We start from the raw sequence: 16,103 nt of genomic DNA, 5'->3' as shown, positions 1-16,103 counted from the left end.
ATTCCCGGGCGGTTCAACAGCTCAGTAATTCCGTAATGGACAGATATAATTCATGCTTGATACTGTCGATTGGATAAGGCATTTCCAGCACGATGGAGTTGTAACAGACGGCCCCCACCATGGAAACAACGATGAAAAGACGCTGTTTTGCCACTTCGCTGTTACTTCCTTTTGTAATAAAGTGCTCGATAAAAACTCGCTTTGCCTCTTCCATTTCTTCACAAGTGAGCGCTTTTTCATAAAGGCCATAGGAAAGGTTTTTGTAGATCAGGGATAACAGCTCCTTGTTCTTTTTAAAATAGTTCAAGAGGTAATCTACAAAAAAAATGACGCTTTCTGTGAAGTCCATTTTGTCAGTCTTATGCTTTTCTGCAACGGCCTTCATAGCGCTGTCAAACAGGGCGGAGCTTTTGTGCAATATAATCTTGTCCACCAGGTCGTATTTGTTTTTACAGTAGAGGTAGAAAGTTCCTTTGGCAACGCCGGCTTTTTTTACAATGTCGTCGATTACCGTGTTGTGCACGCCGTTTGACGTGAACAGTTCATAGGCGGAATCATAAAGCCTGGTCATTTTGATTCTTTTGTTTTCCGTTACTTTTGTCTTTTTCACCTCAGCTTAGTCCTTTCTGTTCTATACTATTGAAATCTATTTTTTATTTACGATAAAATGACTTTTAGTCATTTGTATTATAATCCTTTGAAAAAAGGCTGTCAAGGCACAATTGAACAAATTCAACCTGGGTTTAATGAATGCTATTGTACACAATGGTATATTTTGTGTACAAATTGATTGATGGTGGCATTATGCGCTGCATAACCAGACCTCTCTGGGGTTAAAATCCGCGCTGGTGAAGCGAAGAAACGTTGTCGTCATAACCATTCCATACATCATTAACGAATAATAATGAATAAAGCGTAAAATTTTCATTAATTTGGGTAAATAAGTTGAAATTTTACCACGTATGCACTATAATAATACAAAAGAACAATAGCCTTAAAAACGGACTTTGATGCATTTACTCTAAAATAGACGTAGCGTTTCAAACCGTTGCGTCTATTTTTGAATATAAGAATTTTAGTTTATTATTCTTTTTGAATGAATTGTTAATTTTATTTTTATTCTTACATTGTGACCGGCATGTGACCGGGCAGATTTATAATGTTACTAATGTATAGAATAAAGGTGATGAAATGCATCATGCAAAGAGGAAGATTAACGCCGGCTCAAAGTGTTGTTTACCTTAACTCCGTAAAAAGTGAGACTTTAAAAGGACATATATATAGTGAGCATTATAAAAAAACGATGCAGTTCCAAAGCGAATGGGAATTGCTCAACGGCATGGATAACATGTTTGACAGCATTGGATTTCCGCAGGCAGCATTCCAAAGCCGTAAATTTCGTTATAAGAAAGCAAGAAGAATTGTGAAAAGGGTGGAGGATACCGTGGACGAATCCCTGAACGATTTTTTAAAAGAGAAACCGACAACCTTCATCGTCAATGTGCAGTACCGGATGAACGGCACCTGGCAAGGGACAATTACTTGGGTTGAGAAAAACCAGACCCAGCATTTTCGTAGCGCGTTTGAAATGCTAAAGCTGATGGAGCAGGCAAACATGCAGGGAAATACGGAAGTCATCCGCTGGGAAGATGAAAAACGAGATAGCTGATAAAAACTTTTTCCTTTTTGTACACCACATAAAAAAGAACTTGAACAGTTTTCGCTGCTTCAAGTTCTTTTTTATGTGGATTGTATTTTAATTTAACCATTTCTGTTCAAGATCCAGAACCATTGCTTCATAGGATTTCGCACATTCCTGTAAACGCCCTTCTTCCAGCTTTCTCAGGCAGGGCTTTAAATAACGGAGCCAGATATCCCGATAAACGTCCTGCCGGTTGTTTGAACGTTCAATCGCACGCACAATCATCGGCGCAAACAGGTAGTATTCGCTGATTTTTGCCTTTCCCTCGGGCGTTTTTGCATACCAGTCGTCGCGGAAGCTGCGGAAGGCATTCAGTTCATAGCAGTTGTCATCCCTTTGAAGCGAGCGGCATACCGCGGTTGTAATATAGCAGAGTTTTTTCCGGAATCCGCTGCTGATGGATTCGTAATTGGATTTTCCCAACGGATTTTTCGGATAATGGGTATTCCATATTTTCAGAAAGCTGTCTGCGAGCGCTTCCGCCTGCGGCGTTTTGCGGGCTACAATTGCGGGAATAGTAAACGCCACGATCATATAGCGGTATTCGAAAAGGCGCGCATCGCTTTCTTTTTTAATGCCAATTGCTTTTATCTGCTTTTGAAAACGGTCGAACAGTATACCCGCAAAATAGCCGGCGGCATCGTCGCCTTCCGTCGCCGCCATGCAGTATGCTTTCAACGCGGGAGAAATCATGCTTTCGTATTTTTGAAATGCGGAGGAATACGTACTGGAGCGGATATTTTTAAATTCCTCCGTACAAATAAAAATATCATCCGTCAAAAGGGATTCGGCTTCATCCATTAATCTTTGATAATTCTGGCCGGTTTCCTGTTTTGGATGTAGTAGTTCTTTTACGTTGATCGGCTGGGCGCAGTACATGCATACGATGCTTTCTGCGTTATCCGGAATTTGCAGTTCTTTTTTACAGTGGGGACACACGGCGCTTACGTAGGTCATAGGACACCTCTTTTAATCTGAGTTAGAGTTCTGCGTGTATTTTTTAATTCGTGAGAAACTTTCATCACTAATGACATGCTCAATGCGGCAGGAATCCTGCAAGGCAATTTCGCTACTGACACCAAGGGTCATTTCCAAAAATTTAGCAATTAATGTATGGCGTTCATAAACAGAGTCGGCCTTTTTTTTACCAGCCTCCGTCAGAACGAGGTTGCCGTTCGGCTCCATGGTAAGATAGCCTGCTTCCTTCAAAATCCCCATCGCGCGGCTTACGCTTGCTTTCGAGAAATTCATATAGTTGGCAACGTCGATCGAGCGGACATATCCGTTCTGGTTTTGCAGAATCAATATGGTTTCCAGATAATTTTCACCGGATTCCTGGATCTTCATAAATCATACCTCCTCCCATCGCGGAATGCTGATATTTCTTCATATTGTAGCATTGTTCATCAAAAATAACAAGTACGAGCAGTTTTCCTTCACAAATTTCACATACTTATCTTTTCCGACTTATGGTAGAATGGAATAGATCAAATTTTGAAACAAATTCGGAGGAACTATGATTACTGTATCAGATCTTAGCCTGGCATTCAGCGGCCAAAATCTGTTTTCCCATGTAAATTTGCTTTTTACGGAAGGAAACTGCTATGGCGTAATCGGCGCAAACGGCGCGGGAAAATCCACATTCCTGAAAATCCTTTCCGGGGAGCTTGAGCCTTCGAAGGGTGAGGTGTCGATTGACAAAAACCTTCGCATGTCCGTACTTCAGCAGGATCACCACGCCTATGATTCCTATACCGTGCTGGAAACGATCCTGATGGGGAACGAGCGCCTCTATGAAGTGCTGCAGCAGAAGAATGCAATTTATGAAAAAGAAGACTTCAGCGACGAAGACGGTATTCGCGCCGCTGGACTGGAAGCCGAATTTGCCGAACTGAACGGCTGGGAGGCGGAAACAGAGGCTGGAAAGCTTCTGCAGGGCCTTGGTCTTGATAATATGCTGCTCTATGCACAGATGGATACGCTTACCGGCACCGAAAAGGTCCGCGTTCTGCTTGCACGCGCTCTGTTCGGGCAGCCGGATATTATTCTTCTGGATGAGCCTACCAACGACCTTGACAATAAATCCATCGCATGGCTGGAAAGCTTTTTAATGGACTATCCCGGAACCGTTATTGTTGTGTCGCATGACCGCCATTTTTTGAATAACGTCTGTACCCATATCGTCGATATTGATTACAACAAGATCAAAATGTATGTGGGCAACTATGATTTCTGGTATGAATCCAGCCAGATCATGCAACGCATGATGCGCGACCAGAACAAAAAGACGGAGGAAAAAATCAAGGAATTGCAGAGTTTTATCCAGCGGTTCTCCGCCAATAAGTCGAAATCCAGGCAGGCAACCTCCCGCAAAAAGCTGCTAGAAAAAATTACGGTTGAGGAAATGCCCGCTTCCTCCCGGCGCTATCCCTATGTGGGCTTCACAATGGATCGCGAACCCGGCAAGGAAATTTTAGAGGTGGAGGGGCTGACAAAGACGGTGGACGGCGTGAAAGTGCTGAACAACGTCAGCTTCCGCGTTAACAAGGGGGATAAGATTGCCTTTGTCGGTTCCAATGAGACGGCGAATACCACTTTGTTTAAAATCCTTATGGAAGAAATGGAATCGGACACGGGAACCTTTAAATGGGGCGTTTCGACCAGCCGTTCCTATTTCCCGCAGGATAACTCCCCTTATTTTAACGGCTGTGATAAAAGTATTATCCAATGGCTGGAACAGTATTCGAGCGATACGACGGAAACTTATCTGCGCGGCTTTTTGGGCAAGATGCTGTTTTCCGGAGACGATGTTTTAAAGCCGGTAAATGTCCTTTCCGGAGGCGAAAAAGTGCGCTGCATGCTTTCGCGCATGATGATGTTCGGCTCGAATGTCCTTGTATTGGACCAGCCGACCAACCATCTGGATCTGGAATCTATTACTGCGGTAAACAACGGGTTGATGGATTTTAAAGGTGTTGTGCTTTTCGCATCCCACGACCATCAGTTTGTGCAGACGATCGCCAACCGTGTTATTGAGATAACGGAGGACGGGATTATTGATCGTCTTTGCACTTATGACGAGTATCTTGAAGCGCGTGACGGTGTTTTAGCTTAAAAAACAAAGATTCTACATTAGGAAGTGAAAAAATGGCAAGTGGAGAATTTATCCTTAAAATCAATTCGCGTTATAACCTTTTTACCAAGGCAGAAAGGAAGGTAGCGGATTACGTCCTTCAGAACCCCAAAAAAGTTTTGTTTATGTCGATTACCGACCTGGCGGAAGCGTGCGACGTTGGGGACACTAGTGTGTTCCGCTTTTGTAAAACCATGCAGCTCCAGGGATATCAGGAGTTTAAAATGCAGCTGTCCCTGAGCATTTCCGATGATGACGAAGATGACCGGATTGCCTCCATGCTGTCCAGCGAAATTACTCAGGAGGATTCGATTGAGGAAGTTGCCAGAAAAGTGCTTCAAATCAATCAGAATGCTTTGAACGAGACCTTTGATCTCCTTAATTATGAGGCATTAAGCCAGGCGGTTGACTATATGATTTCCGCGAAACAGATTTATTTCTTTGGCGTAGGTTCCTCCCTGATGACCGCGCAGGATGCCGTGAATAAATTTATCCGGATCACGTCGAAAATCCACAGCGTTCCCGACGCCCATATGCAGGCAATGGCCGCGTCCGTGCTGACGCCGGACGACCTTGCGTTTGTCATATCCTATTCGGGTGCGACAAAGGATACCATTCAGGTTGTCCGCCAGGCGAAGCAGGAGGGGGCAAAAGTGGTCAGCATTACCCGCTTTGAAAAATCCCCCCTTACTGCCTATTCCGATGTAGTAATTCTATGCGGTACCAATGAAGGCCCTCTTCAAGGCGGTTCCACCTCCGCCCGGATCAGCCAGATGATGCTTCTTGACCTGATTTACATGGAGTACTTTAAGAGAACCTATGACGTGAGCAGCCGGAATAAAAAGAAAACGTCGGGTGCAGTTTTGGAAAAGCTCTATTGAATAATTAAAACGGACGCTTCTGTGCAAACGACAGGGTGTCCGTTTTTTGTACGGTATTGAATCCAGAGAACGAAAAGTTTTGCGGCATTACTGGTAAAGCAGTTCACACTTTGTATTCAATAATGTTTATAGACAGGCGTATGGAGTTCGCATAAAGCAAACGATGCCCTGGCAGGATGGCATAGGAAAGGGGAATTGCCATCTTGTTAAGGCGTTCTTTTTTAGTGCCCCGCAGCCGGGACCCCAATGGTTTGCAATACGGGAAACAGAGGGATTCTACGGTGCGAAGGACGCGAAAAAAGGCAACAAAAAAGTGGCGGTATTCCTAAGCGGAAGTGCCGTCACTACATTGTTTAGCGCTCGTGAAGGGGGACATATTCCCTGTGGGCGGAAATGCTCTTATAAGCCGGACGGATAATCTTACCGACGTTAATTTGTTCCTCCAGCAGATGAGCGCTCCAGCCGGCGATACGCGCCATTGCGAAAACCGGCGTGAAAAGCTCCGGCGGAAGGCCGAGCATGTGGTAAACAAAGCCGCTGTAAAAGTCAATATTTGCGCTGACGCCCTTGTAGGTTTTGCGCCGGCGACCGATAACCTCCGGAGCGAGGCGTTCGACAAGGGAATAGAGCTTGTATTCCTTTGTAAGCCCTTTTTCTTCGGAAAGGCTCTTTACGAATTTTTTAAAGATGTTGGCGCGCGGATCGGAAAGGGAGTAAACAGCATGCCCCATGCCGTAAATCAAGCCGGCGCGGTCGAACGCTTCTTTGTTTAAAAGCTTATTCAGGTAATCGGCTACCTTATCTTCGTCTTCCCAGTCGTCGATATTCTTTTTCATATCTTCGAACATCATCATGACCTTGATATTTGCTCCGCCGTGCTTCGGCCCTTTCAGCGAGCTGAGTGCCGCCGCGATGACCGAATAGGCGTCCGTACCGGAAGAGGCGACCACGTGCGTGGTAAAGCTGGAGTTGTTTCCTCCGCCGTGCTCCGCGTGGAGAACCAGCGCAAGATCCAGGATCCGGGCTTCCAAAGCCGTATATTTGTTATCGATCCGCAGCATGTACAGAATGTTTTCCGCCACGGAAAGCTCCGGCTTCGGCGTGTGGATAAAGAAACTGTAATTCGGGTCCACATTATGGGCATAAGCCTGATAGCCGTATACCGCAAGCTGCGGGAACAGAGCGATCATTTCAAGGCATTGCCGCAGAACATTGGGTAGCGAAGTGTCGTTCGGCCTTTCGTCATAGGCATACAGTGTCAGAACGCTTCTGGCAAGCGTATTCATCATATCGAAAGTCGGCGCTTTCATAATGATATCCCTAACAAAATTGGTCGGGAGGGTTCTGTATTTGGACAGAAGCTGCTTGAATTTTTCCAGCTTTTCCGCGCTCGGTAATTCGCCGAAAAGCAGCAGATAGGTTGTTTCTTCAAAACCAAAGCGGTTTTCCGCGATAAAGCCGCGGACAATATCGACAATGTTAATTCCCCGATAGTAAAGTTCCCCTTCGCAGGGAACGCTTTTCCCATCGACTTCTTTTGAGGAGATAATATCGGAGATTTCGGTCAAACCCGTTAAAACGCCTTTTCCGTTAATATCCCGTAGGCCGCGTTTTACATCATACTTTGCATACAGCTCGGGGTCGATGGTGCTGTGGCTTTTGCAAAGGTCGGTCAGTTCTAGAATTTCAGGTGTTACTGCAAAAAAGTTTTCATCTACGTTTTTGGCCATTTTCCAACTCTCCTTTTTCTAAGTAGTAATAATTATACAATCTACCGTTGGGGGAATTTGGTGAGAATTCGGTTTACTATTCGAATTGCATAGCTAAAATCCTTGTAATCCGCTTCATCCAGCCCTTTCAGGTAGGATTTAATGAATTTATCAAACTTTTTACGACCTTCGTTAATGCATATCGCTGTTTCTTCCGAAATGGCGATCCGTATTTTCCGCCGGTCGTTTTGGTCAAGACTGCGGACAATATAGCCGTCTTCGTACAGCTTCTCAATTAATTTGCTCATTTGCTGGCGCGGTGTGTGTAGGCTTGCGGCCAAATCGCTCATAGTCATGGGGCCGTTCGCACATAGTGTGCACAGCGCGTTCAGCTGTAAAGTGGTAAATTTGCCTTTAAAATATTCTTCAAAAGGTTTTTCTAGCGCTCTGTGCACAAATAACATAAAATGAAAAACATCTTCATCAGCTTGTACGCAAGAATTGTCTGTCATACTAACACCCTTAGCCAATTATAATAAACATTTTATGACTATCATCATTTGATGAATTTAAGTTTAAATTATTTTTTGATTCAGTTCAAGTATCCACTTGTGAACATATTGTGAATTCTTATGTGAGTATGCGGTTAATTATACATTATATTCGTATTTAAAAAAACTTCCCTGTCCGGCAGAACTTGACAACATTTTCGGGAGAGCCTATACTTTTCTTTATACAGCCATTGGATTTTTATTAAAAAATGGCTCAAACCACAGCGGTTTGGGCCATTCTGCAGTATGTATTTATGAAATAAAAAATTGTTGTTTTACAAATGTAAATTATGAAATTACATAGAAGTATGCGATTATCAAATTTCTGCATTTCAGATAAAAAGGAGTAATCAACTATGATCAGCGTAAATGAAAAACTGGCTGCACTTCGCCGCAAAATGAAGGAGAATGGCGTGCAGGCCTGTATCATTCCTTCCTCCGACCCGCATATGAGCGAATACCTTCCCGAACACTGGCAGGCGAGAAGTTATTTTTCGGGCTTTGACGGTTCCGCCGGCACCCTTGTGGTAACTGAAAAGGAAAGCGGCCTTTGGACAGACGGCCGATATTTTATTCAGGCGGCACACCAGCTTGACGGCAGCGAAATTGAATTGTACCGCATGGCGGTGAAGGGTGTTCCTACTTATACCGAATTTTTGGCCGATAAGCTTAACCAGGGCGAAACCGTCGGATTCGACGGTAAAATGCTTTCCGTTTCTTCAGTGAAGGAAATGGAGGAAAAATTCCAGGAGAAAAAGCTGAAGATCAAGTCGGTTGACCTTATTTGTGATATTTGGCCGGACAGGCCCGCCATACCCGCGTCGGAGGTTTTCATCCATGATGTAAAATACGCTGGTTACACCTGTAAAGAAAAGATTGAGCAGGTGCGTTCCGAACTGAAAAAACAGAAAGCGGACGGGGAAATCATCGCGCGGCTGGATTGTGTCGCATGGCTGATGAATATTCGCGCGGACGATATCGAATACAACCCGCTTGCGGTTTCCTACGCGGCGGTTTATATGGATTCTGCTTACCTGTTCATCAATACGAAGCGGGTTCCCGCCGAAGTTTTGGCGTATCTGAAAGAGAACGGCGTTACGGTTCAGGAGTACGAGGAAATTGATGCGGTACTGAAAAATATCAATACCAAGAAAACCATTTTGATTGACCCCGCAGGCTTTAATTACGAACTGTATCGGATTCTGAAACAGAATCCAAATGTTACCATAAAGGAAGGGGAGGATACGGTAACCGGCCTGAAGGGCGTGAAAAATGAAACGGAAATAAAGAATATTATCGAAGCGCATATAAAGGACGGCTGCGCGATGGTAGAATTCCGCGTAAAGCTCGATGAAATGCTGAAGAACGGCGAAAAGGTGACGGAATGCACGGTCTGCGACATGCTGAAAGAGTGCCGCGCAAAGCAGCCCAACAACAAGGGCGAAAGCTTCAGCACAATCGCCGCTTATAAAGGGAACGCCGCAATGATGCATTATTCGCCGAAACCGGATACCTGCAGTACCATTCAAACCGAAGGCTTCCTGCTTGTGGATTCCGGCGGGCAGTACCTTGAGGGGACAACCGATATCACCCGAACCTTTGTTATGGGCCCACTTACGCAGAAGGAAAAAGAGCATTATACGTATGTTCTGAAAGCACATATTGCCCTGGCTTCCGCCGTGTTTCTGGAAGGCTGCACCGGCGGAAATGTGGATATTCTCAGCCGCGAACAGGTTTGGAAGCATGGCATTGATTACCGTTGCGGCACCGGGCATGGTGTCGGGATGTTCGGCGGCGTGCATGAAGGCCCGCAAAACCTCCGCATCAGCAGCAATGTCGTGCTGAAAAAGGGAATGACTGTTACCAACGAACCCGGCATTTACGAAGAGGGCAAGCACGGTATCCGCACGGAAAATATCATGCTTGTTGTCGAAGACCGGAACACCGAATACGGCCAGTTCTATCGGTTTGATATCATCACGTATTTCCCGATTGATACCGCGGGAATCGTCATGGATCTGATGTCCGACGAGGATATTGCATGGCTGAATAATTATCATAAGCTGGTTTATGAAAAGCTGTCGCCGCGCCTTTCTGGCAAAGCGCTTGCGTGGTTGAAAGAACACACCACGCCGATCAGCAGATAATTACATATTTAAGGGACGTGCTGTGAAAACACAGCGCGTCCTTTTTTGTACGAAAACAGTACGAAAACTCCCGGCACAGCCGGGACGGCTGCCCTTTTGAAGGAAAACTTCTTCTGGAATCAATCTTCGTTAAACCGGGAAAGAAAAGCTTTGGTGCGCTCGTTCTGCGTGTTTTCAAAAATCTGCTCCGGCCTGCCCTGCTCAATAATGGTTCCGTTATCCATAAAAACAACGTAATCCGCAACGTCGCGAGCAAATTTCATTTCATGCGTAACAACCGCCATGGTCATGCGTTCCGAAGCGAGGGAGCGGATGACCTTTAATATTTCCCCGGTAAGCTCCGGGTCGAGTGCGCTTGTTGGCTCGTCGAAAAACAGGATGTCCGGATTCATGGCAAGTGCGCGTGCAATAGAAACACGCTGCTGCTGGCCGCCGGAAAGCTGGCAGGGGTAGGCGTTCGCTTTGTCGGACAGATCCATTTTTTTCAGCAGCGCAAGCGCGGTGATTTCCGCCTCTTCCTTGGACTTGTTGAGTACCCGGATGGGCGCTTCCGTAATATTCTGCAGGACGGAAAAATGCGGGAACAGGTTGAAATTCTGGAAGACAAGTCCAATGTGCAATCCTATCTTAACGCAGGACGCACGATCAGAATAAACAGCCTTGCCGGCTGCGTCATTCTTAACTAGTGTTTCGCCGCAAATGGTAATTTCTCCGGAATCCACCGTTTCAAGCTGGGTGACGCAGCGAAGGAAGGTGCTTTTTCCGGAACCGGAAGGCCCGATGATGGCAAGAACCTCTCCTTTATTTATTTCTATGGAAATTCCGTTCAGCACCTGGGTGCCGTCGTAACTCTTTTTAATATTCTTTGCAGATAAAATTTGCATGGATGGTCCCCCTTAACGGTAATAGTCCAGTCGTTTTTCCGCTATGGTGAAGCAGCGGGTGACAATCCCGTTCATAATCAGGTAGAAAGCGCCTGCGATCACCAGCGGTGTCATTTCTACAGCGGATGAAACCCAGTTGGAGGTTACCTTCAGCAGTTCCACAATTCCGATTACCTGCGCAAGCGAAGTATCCTTTACAAGAGTAATAAATTCGTTGCCCATCGGGGGAATAATGTGCTTTATAACCTGCGGAAGAATAATGCGAAAAAAGGTTTGCTTCCGCGTAAAACCGAGGACCTTTGCCGCTTCGTACTGACCCCTTGGGATCCCTTCAATTCCTCCTCGGAAAATCTCCGCAAAATAAGCCGCGTAATTCAGAACGAACGCGACCTCGGCAGCCAAAACGCGGTCAAGCTGAATGCCGAAAAGGGGCTTGAAAGCGTAGAAGAAAAATAAAAGCTGAAGCATCAGCGGCGTGCCGCGCATCAAAAGTATGTATAGCCTTACCGGCAGGTTAATGACCGCGATTTTGCTCATTCGTCCTTTGGCAACAAGCAGCCCCAGCGGAAGCGAAAAAATCAGCGTGACAAAAAAGATGCGCAGGGACATAAGCGTTGCTTCCAGCATCTGTGTCAGCAGCATTTGATAATTCATGAATGAGAACCTCCAAATATTCAATGCACCAAGGATAAAAAGCCAAAGGCACGGAACCGGACCTTGTCCGATTCCATGCCGCTTGGGAAAAAATGGTGGCTCCAACCGAGTGAAGAGAAAACTTCGGTTGGAGGTCTATACATGGCTTCCTTGGTTACCATCCTCGGAATGCTGTAGTATGGCATTAGAAAGTTTACTTTCCGATGGTCGTAACATCCTTATCGAACCATTTTTTTGAAATTTCGGCCATTGTTCCGTCGGCCGCCATTTCTTTCAAAGCACCTTCAATTTTTGTTTTCAGCGTGTTGTCCGTTTTGCGGAAACCGATTACATAGTCCTCGGTTGCAAGGGAGGAGTCCTTACCGTCCTTTTCCTGAAGAATCCGGTAGGCGTTAGGATTATTCGCCAGGTAATAGCGGGCGACAACCTCGTCGATAGCGATGGCATCGATTGTGCCGTTTTGCAGTTCAAGTACTGCTTTCGAGTAGTCGTCGATCTGCACCACCGATTTTAGGGAATTTTTAAATTTTTCATTGGAATTCAAGGCGGATTCGGCGGAAGAGTCCGACTGCACGCCGATTGTTTTCCCGGCTAAAGAGTCCAAGCCTTGGAAAGAAGAATTCGTTTTCACCAGGATAATCTGCTGGTTCTTCATGTACGGCGTGCTCAGGTTGAATTTTTCTTCCCGTTCGGGGGTTTTGCTGAAGCCGTTCCACAGGCAGTCCACGTTGCCGTTGTTCAGCTCAACCGTTTTGTTATCCCAGTCGATTGGCTGGGTTTTCAGCTCGATGTTCAGGCGTTTGCAGGCTTCTTTTGCAATATCAAGGTCGAAGCCGACCAACTGGCCCGACTTCGTATCAATATATCCCATGGGTGGGAACGCGTCGTCCAAACCAAGCACCAGCTTGCCGGATTTCTGTACTTTGTTCCAGGAATCATCCTCTGCCAGGGCGGAGGAACCGGAGCTGGTGGCGCTGTTGACGATACCGCAGGCGGCGCAGGAAAGAGCGATTCCGGCGGTTAATAACAATGCAATAATCTTTTTCATAATAAACCTCATTTCTTTGATCTTCCGTTAGTATATTACCTTATTAGCACGCTAAAGTAAAGAGGGAAATAAAATTTCGTTGAGTTGCACCACGAACCCTTTTCTTTTTCGGGACTGGACAGCGATATAGACAAAGCCGGAACGTATCATAGAACATAAAGCTGTTTTTGCTCCGCTTAGCTGTCAGATATAGGGTATATTTATTTTAAATACAATCTAAACTAAGCTTAACATGTATTTAACATTACCCCGTTACTATTAAGCTGGACTTAATAAATAGGAATACTTAGGAGGGGCAATAATGAGAAAAATGCTATCCGTCATTTTATCGGCTGCAATTCTGTGTTTTGCTTTTGTGGGGTGCGATTCGGAAATTCAGGGAACCGTTTCCACAAATTCCATGTTGGAAACATCGGCTGAGAGCACTACCACCGACACATCTGCCTTAAGTGGAAAGTTAACCCTGAACGGCTCAACTTCCATGGCGAAGGTCTGTCAAGCTCTTGGCGAAGCTTTTGAGGCAAAGTATCCGGGGGTAACGGTTGAGAAAGCCGGAACGGGTTCCGGCGACGCGGCGAAGGCAGTACGTGCGGGAACAGCTTTCATCGGAGATCTTTCAAGAAATATGAAACCGGAGGAAAATCCGGGTGATTTTGAAATCGTTCCGATCGCCATCGACGGGATTGCCGTTGCTGTCAATACGGACAACAAGGTATCCGATTTATCTAGTGACCAGATTGCAAAAATCTTTACCGGGGAAATTACCAATTGGAAGGACGTTGGGGGAGACGACCGGAAAATTACCGTTCTGGGGCGCGAAGCCGCGAGCGGTACGCGCGACGGGTTTGAAAGCATTTTTAAATGCGAAAAAAAGTGCAAGTATGCCGCGGAGCTTTCTTCTACCGGCGAGGTTGTAAACAAAGTTGGAAGCGACAAGGGAGCCATTGGCTATGTTTCACTCGATTCGCTGAACAACAGCATAAAAGCGGTTGACATTGACCATGTAAAAGCAAATGAAGAAAATATTGTGAACGGAACCTATAAAGCGCAAAGACCGTTTATAGAAATTTACAAAAAAAACACGGACAGCGACCTCGTGAAAGCATGGTTTGCGTTTGTAAAATCAGAAGAGGGGAAGGCTGTAATTAAAAAAGCAGGGTTGGTAACGGTACAATGAGCATGGTATTCAACAGCATGAAGAACACGCGAAAGGATCGAAAAAAGAACCGTGTGAAAAAAGGCATGGCGGTTGCGTTGAGCCTTGGTTCCGTTTTTTCATTTTTTCTTCCGTATATGCAGTTCGTTTTTAAGGATACAACGTATTTGGTGAGCGGATTTCAACTCGCTACGGCAAAGGGCTTCCGCGTGCACGGATCGGGACTCAGCGCGGTGGTAACGATTCCGGTGCTGGCCAGAGCCGCGGTGATTTCCGGCATGCTGTTTGCGGCTGCCGGAATCATTCTGCTGATTTTCCGAAAGCCTGTATTCGCCGCAATTGCCTATGCTTTGTCCGGAATTACGCCGCTGCTTGTATTGATCTCCACTACTTCGATTCAGACGGCGGTTACACAACTGAATATCAGCAAGGTTTCGATTTACTGTCTTTGGCCCTTTCTTTATGTACTGGCCGGTGGAATTGCCTGCGCGGTGCTTTCCGTTTGGACGCAGGGGGCGGAAAAACTTGCGGAATCCATTTTCCTTGTATTCTCCTGCGTTTCCATTGGCTCGGTTGCTTTTATAACGGTTTATATCTTTGCCGCCGGTTCCCCCGCTATTGCGCAGATCGGATTGGGGCAGTTTCTGTTCGGAAGGGAGTGGAATGCGGAAGCTGGGGCGTTCGGCATCCTCCCGCTTATTCTATCCTCTGTTGCGGGAACGGCCGGTGCGGTTCTTCTTGGTGTACCCGTTGGAATTTTGACGGCGGTATTTCTGGCGGAAACGGCAAAGCCGCAGTTGGCAAGGCTTGTTCATCCGGCAATTGAGCTGCTGGCGGGAATTCCGTCCGTTGTGTACGGATTTTTCGGGATGCAGGTGATTGTTCCGGCAATCCGCAGTTTTCCGCCCTTTCAGAACCATACCATTGGCGACAGCTTGTTGGCCGCCATTCTGATCTTAGCGATTATGGTGCTTCCTACCATTGTCAGCGTTACGGAAACCTCTCTGAAAGCGGTGCCGCAGGCCTACCGCGAGGCTTCGCTTGCCTTAGGAGCGACGCCTGTTATTACGATTTTTAAAGTCAGCATTCCGGCCGCCCGGTCGGGCATCCTTGCCGGTGTGATTCTGGGGGTCGGCCGCGCGATCGGCGAAACCATGGCGGTAATTATGGTAGCAGGCAATGTGGCAAATATGCCGACGCTTCTTGGCACGGTGCGCCTGCTCACAACCGGTATTGCCATGGAAATGAGCTATGCCTCTGGTTTGCACCGCCAGGCGCTTTTTGCCATTGGGCTGGTGCTGTTCCTTTTTATTATGATTGTGAATATTAGTTTTACGTTTATATCGAGGAGAGGAGTGCGGATGGATGCTAGGTAATTCGCTGTATGGTAAAAGGAAACGCCCCGCCGACGCTGCGCTAAAATTTCTGATCAATGCTGCGGCGGCTCTGACGGTTACCGTCCTCGCGGGAATTCTGCTCTATATTCTCGTAAACGGGCTTCCGTATGTATCGTGGACATTCCTTTCGACGGCCTATTCCGAAACCGACGAAAGTCTGAAAGGAATCCTGCCCATGCTCATCAATACCATGTACATTGTAGGGATCACGCTGCTGATTTCCGCGCCAATCGGAATTTCCACGGCCATCTATTTAACGCAGTATGCCAAGCAGGGAAGGTTCGTAAAAGCAATCCGCTTTACCACTGAAGTACTTTCGGGTATCCCGTCAATCCTGTTTGGGCTGTTCGGATACACGGTGTTCTGTATCCTTTTCCGCCTGCAAACCTCCATCCTTGCGGGGTGCCTTACCATGTCCATTACTGTTCTGCCTACAATCATCCGTACTACGGAAGAAGCGCTCCTTTCCGTCCCGGATGCTTACAAGGAGGGCGCGATGGCGCTCGGGGCCGGGAAGCTGCGCGTCGTAATGGGAATGGTCCTTCCCTGTGCGTTGCCCGGCGTACTTACTGCCGTTATTCTGGCAATGGGGCGGATTGTTGGGGAAAGCGCGGCGTTGCTGTTTACTTCTGGGTTGTCCTATAATATGCCGCGTGGCTTTTTTCGGCAGATTTTTGCCAGTGGCCGCACTTTGACGCTGCATTTATACCAGACCGCGCGCGAAGCTTCTTCCCCCGACGCTATGCATATTGCTTTTGCAACCGCGGCGGTGCTGCTGATCCTGGTTTTTTTGCTCAACCGGATTGCAGAACTGTTTTCCCGTGCTCTTAGGAAAGGATAA

Annotated in this window: 15 protein-coding genes; 7 read left to right on the top strand and 8 right to left on the bottom strand. The window is 46.5% G+C overall.

Annotation, left to right across the window (positions count from 1 at the left end):
* Positions 1-13 precede the first annotated feature (13 nt).
* On the bottom strand, positions 14-610 hold the full coding sequence (locus tag CAGA_RS08475) for a TetR/AcrR family transcriptional regulator (protein ID WP_135659817.1): 597 nt from the start codon (positions 608-610) through the stop codon (positions 14-16).
* A 588-nt stretch (positions 611-1,198) separates the two neighbouring features.
* Between CAGA_RS08475 and CAGA_RS08470 the strand changes: the two genes are divergently transcribed.
* Complete coding sequence (locus CAGA_RS08470) at positions 1,199-1,669, top strand: hypothetical protein (RefSeq protein ID WP_135659815.1); 471 nt, start codon at positions 1,199-1,201, stop codon at positions 1,667-1,669.
* A gap of 87 nt (positions 1,670-1,756) precedes the next feature.
* Here CAGA_RS08470 and CAGA_RS08465 read toward each other — a convergent pair whose 3' ends face one another.
* The gene (locus CAGA_RS08465) at positions 1,757-2,659 is read right to left on the bottom strand and encodes a CFI-box-CTERM domain-containing protein (protein ID WP_135659813.1); all 903 of its coding nucleotides are present in this window, start codon (positions 2,657-2,659) and stop codon (positions 1,757-1,759) included.
* 12 nt (positions 2,660-2,671) lie between these two features.
* Entirely contained in the window at positions 2,672-3,049 is a 378-nt protein-coding gene (locus CAGA_RS08460; RefSeq protein ID WP_135659811.1) for a metal-dependent transcriptional regulator, read from the bottom strand.
* 169 nt (positions 3,050-3,218) lie between these two features.
* Between CAGA_RS08460 and CAGA_RS08455 the strand changes: the two genes are divergently transcribed.
* Together CAGA_RS08455 and CAGA_RS08450 are read left to right on the top strand one after the other, a co-directional pair.
* Positions 3,219-4,817 (top strand): ABC-F family ATP-binding cassette domain-containing protein, encoded by a 1,599-nt coding sequence (locus CAGA_RS08455; protein ID WP_135659809.1) that lies wholly within the window; start codon positions 3,219-3,221, stop codon positions 4,815-4,817.
* A gap of 32 nt (positions 4,818-4,849) precedes the next feature.
* The gene (locus CAGA_RS08450; protein ID WP_135659807.1) at positions 4,850-5,716 is read left to right on the top strand and encodes a MurR/RpiR family transcriptional regulator; all 867 of its coding nucleotides are present in this window, start codon (positions 4,850-4,852) and stop codon (positions 5,714-5,716) included.
* A 353-nt stretch (positions 5,717-6,069) separates the two neighbouring features.
* On the opposite strand, the gene CAGA_RS08445 is transcribed toward CAGA_RS08450, so the two are convergent.
* Positions 6,070-7,446 carry a citrate/2-methylcitrate synthase gene (locus CAGA_RS08445; protein WP_135659805.1) on the bottom strand — a complete coding sequence of 459 codons (1,377 nt, stop codon included), beginning with the start codon at positions 7,444-7,446 and terminating at the stop codon, positions 6,070-6,072.
* 41 nt (positions 7,447-7,487) lie between these two features.
* Positions 7,488-7,937 (bottom strand): MarR family winged helix-turn-helix transcriptional regulator, encoded by a 450-nt coding sequence (locus CAGA_RS08440; RefSeq protein ID WP_135659803.1) that lies wholly within the window; start codon positions 7,935-7,937, stop codon positions 7,488-7,490.
* Between the two features lie 395 nt (positions 7,938-8,332).
* Between CAGA_RS08440 and CAGA_RS08435 the strand changes: the two genes are divergently transcribed.
* Positions 8,333-10,123 carry an aminopeptidase P family protein gene (locus CAGA_RS08435; protein ID WP_243112998.1) on the top strand — a complete coding sequence of 597 codons (1,791 nt, stop codon included), beginning with the start codon at positions 8,333-8,335 and terminating at the stop codon, positions 10,121-10,123.
* Between the two features lie 119 nt (positions 10,124-10,242).
* On the opposite strand, the gene CAGA_RS08430 is transcribed toward CAGA_RS08435, so the two are convergent.
* The 3 genes from CAGA_RS08430 to CAGA_RS08420 form a co-directional block, all read right to left on the bottom strand.
* Positions 10,243-11,007: an amino acid ABC transporter ATP-binding protein gene (locus tag CAGA_RS08430; protein WP_135659801.1), complete on the bottom strand. Its 765-nt coding sequence runs from the start codon at positions 11,005-11,007 to the stop codon at positions 10,243-10,245.
* Between the two features lie 12 nt (positions 11,008-11,019).
* Complete coding sequence (locus CAGA_RS08425; RefSeq protein WP_135659799.1) at positions 11,020-11,661, bottom strand: amino acid ABC transporter permease; 642 nt, start codon at positions 11,659-11,661, stop codon at positions 11,020-11,022.
* Positions 11,662-11,854: 193 nt separating this feature from the next.
* Entirely contained in the window at positions 11,855-12,709 is an 855-nt protein-coding gene (locus CAGA_RS08420; RefSeq protein ID WP_135659797.1) for an amino acid ABC transporter substrate-binding protein, read from the bottom strand.
* Positions 12,710-13,010: 301 nt separating this feature from the next.
* Between CAGA_RS08420 and CAGA_RS08415 the strand changes: the two genes are divergently transcribed.
* Genes CAGA_RS08415 through pstA form a run of 3 tightly spaced genes read left to right on the top strand, consistent with a single transcriptional unit; the run spans position 13,011 to position 16,103 of the window.
* A complete protein-coding gene (locus tag CAGA_RS08415) occupies positions 13,011-13,886 on the top strand; it encodes a phosphate ABC transporter substrate-binding protein PstS family protein (RefSeq protein WP_135659795.1) in 876 nt (291 codons plus the stop codon).
* Positions 13,883-15,241: a phosphate ABC transporter permease subunit PstC gene (gene pstC, locus CAGA_RS08410; protein ID WP_243112997.1), complete on the top strand. Its 1,359-nt coding sequence runs from the start codon at positions 13,883-13,885 to the stop codon at positions 15,239-15,241. The genes CAGA_RS08415 and pstC overlap by 4 nt, the downstream gene beginning before the upstream one ends.
* The gene (pstA, locus tag CAGA_RS08405) at positions 15,231-16,103 is read left to right on the top strand and encodes a phosphate ABC transporter permease PstA (protein WP_135659793.1); all 873 of its coding nucleotides are present in this window, start codon (positions 15,231-15,233) and stop codon (positions 16,101-16,103) included. The genes pstC and pstA overlap by 11 nt, the downstream gene beginning before the upstream one ends.

This window comes from Caproiciproducens galactitolivorans (genome assembly GCF_004768785.1).
Classification (GTDB): Bacteria; Bacillota; Clostridia; order Oscillospirales; family Acutalibacteraceae; genus Caproiciproducens; species Caproiciproducens galactitolivorans.
Note: the sequence above shows the minus strand (reverse complement) of the source record. Positions and strands in the feature narration are given on the sequence as shown.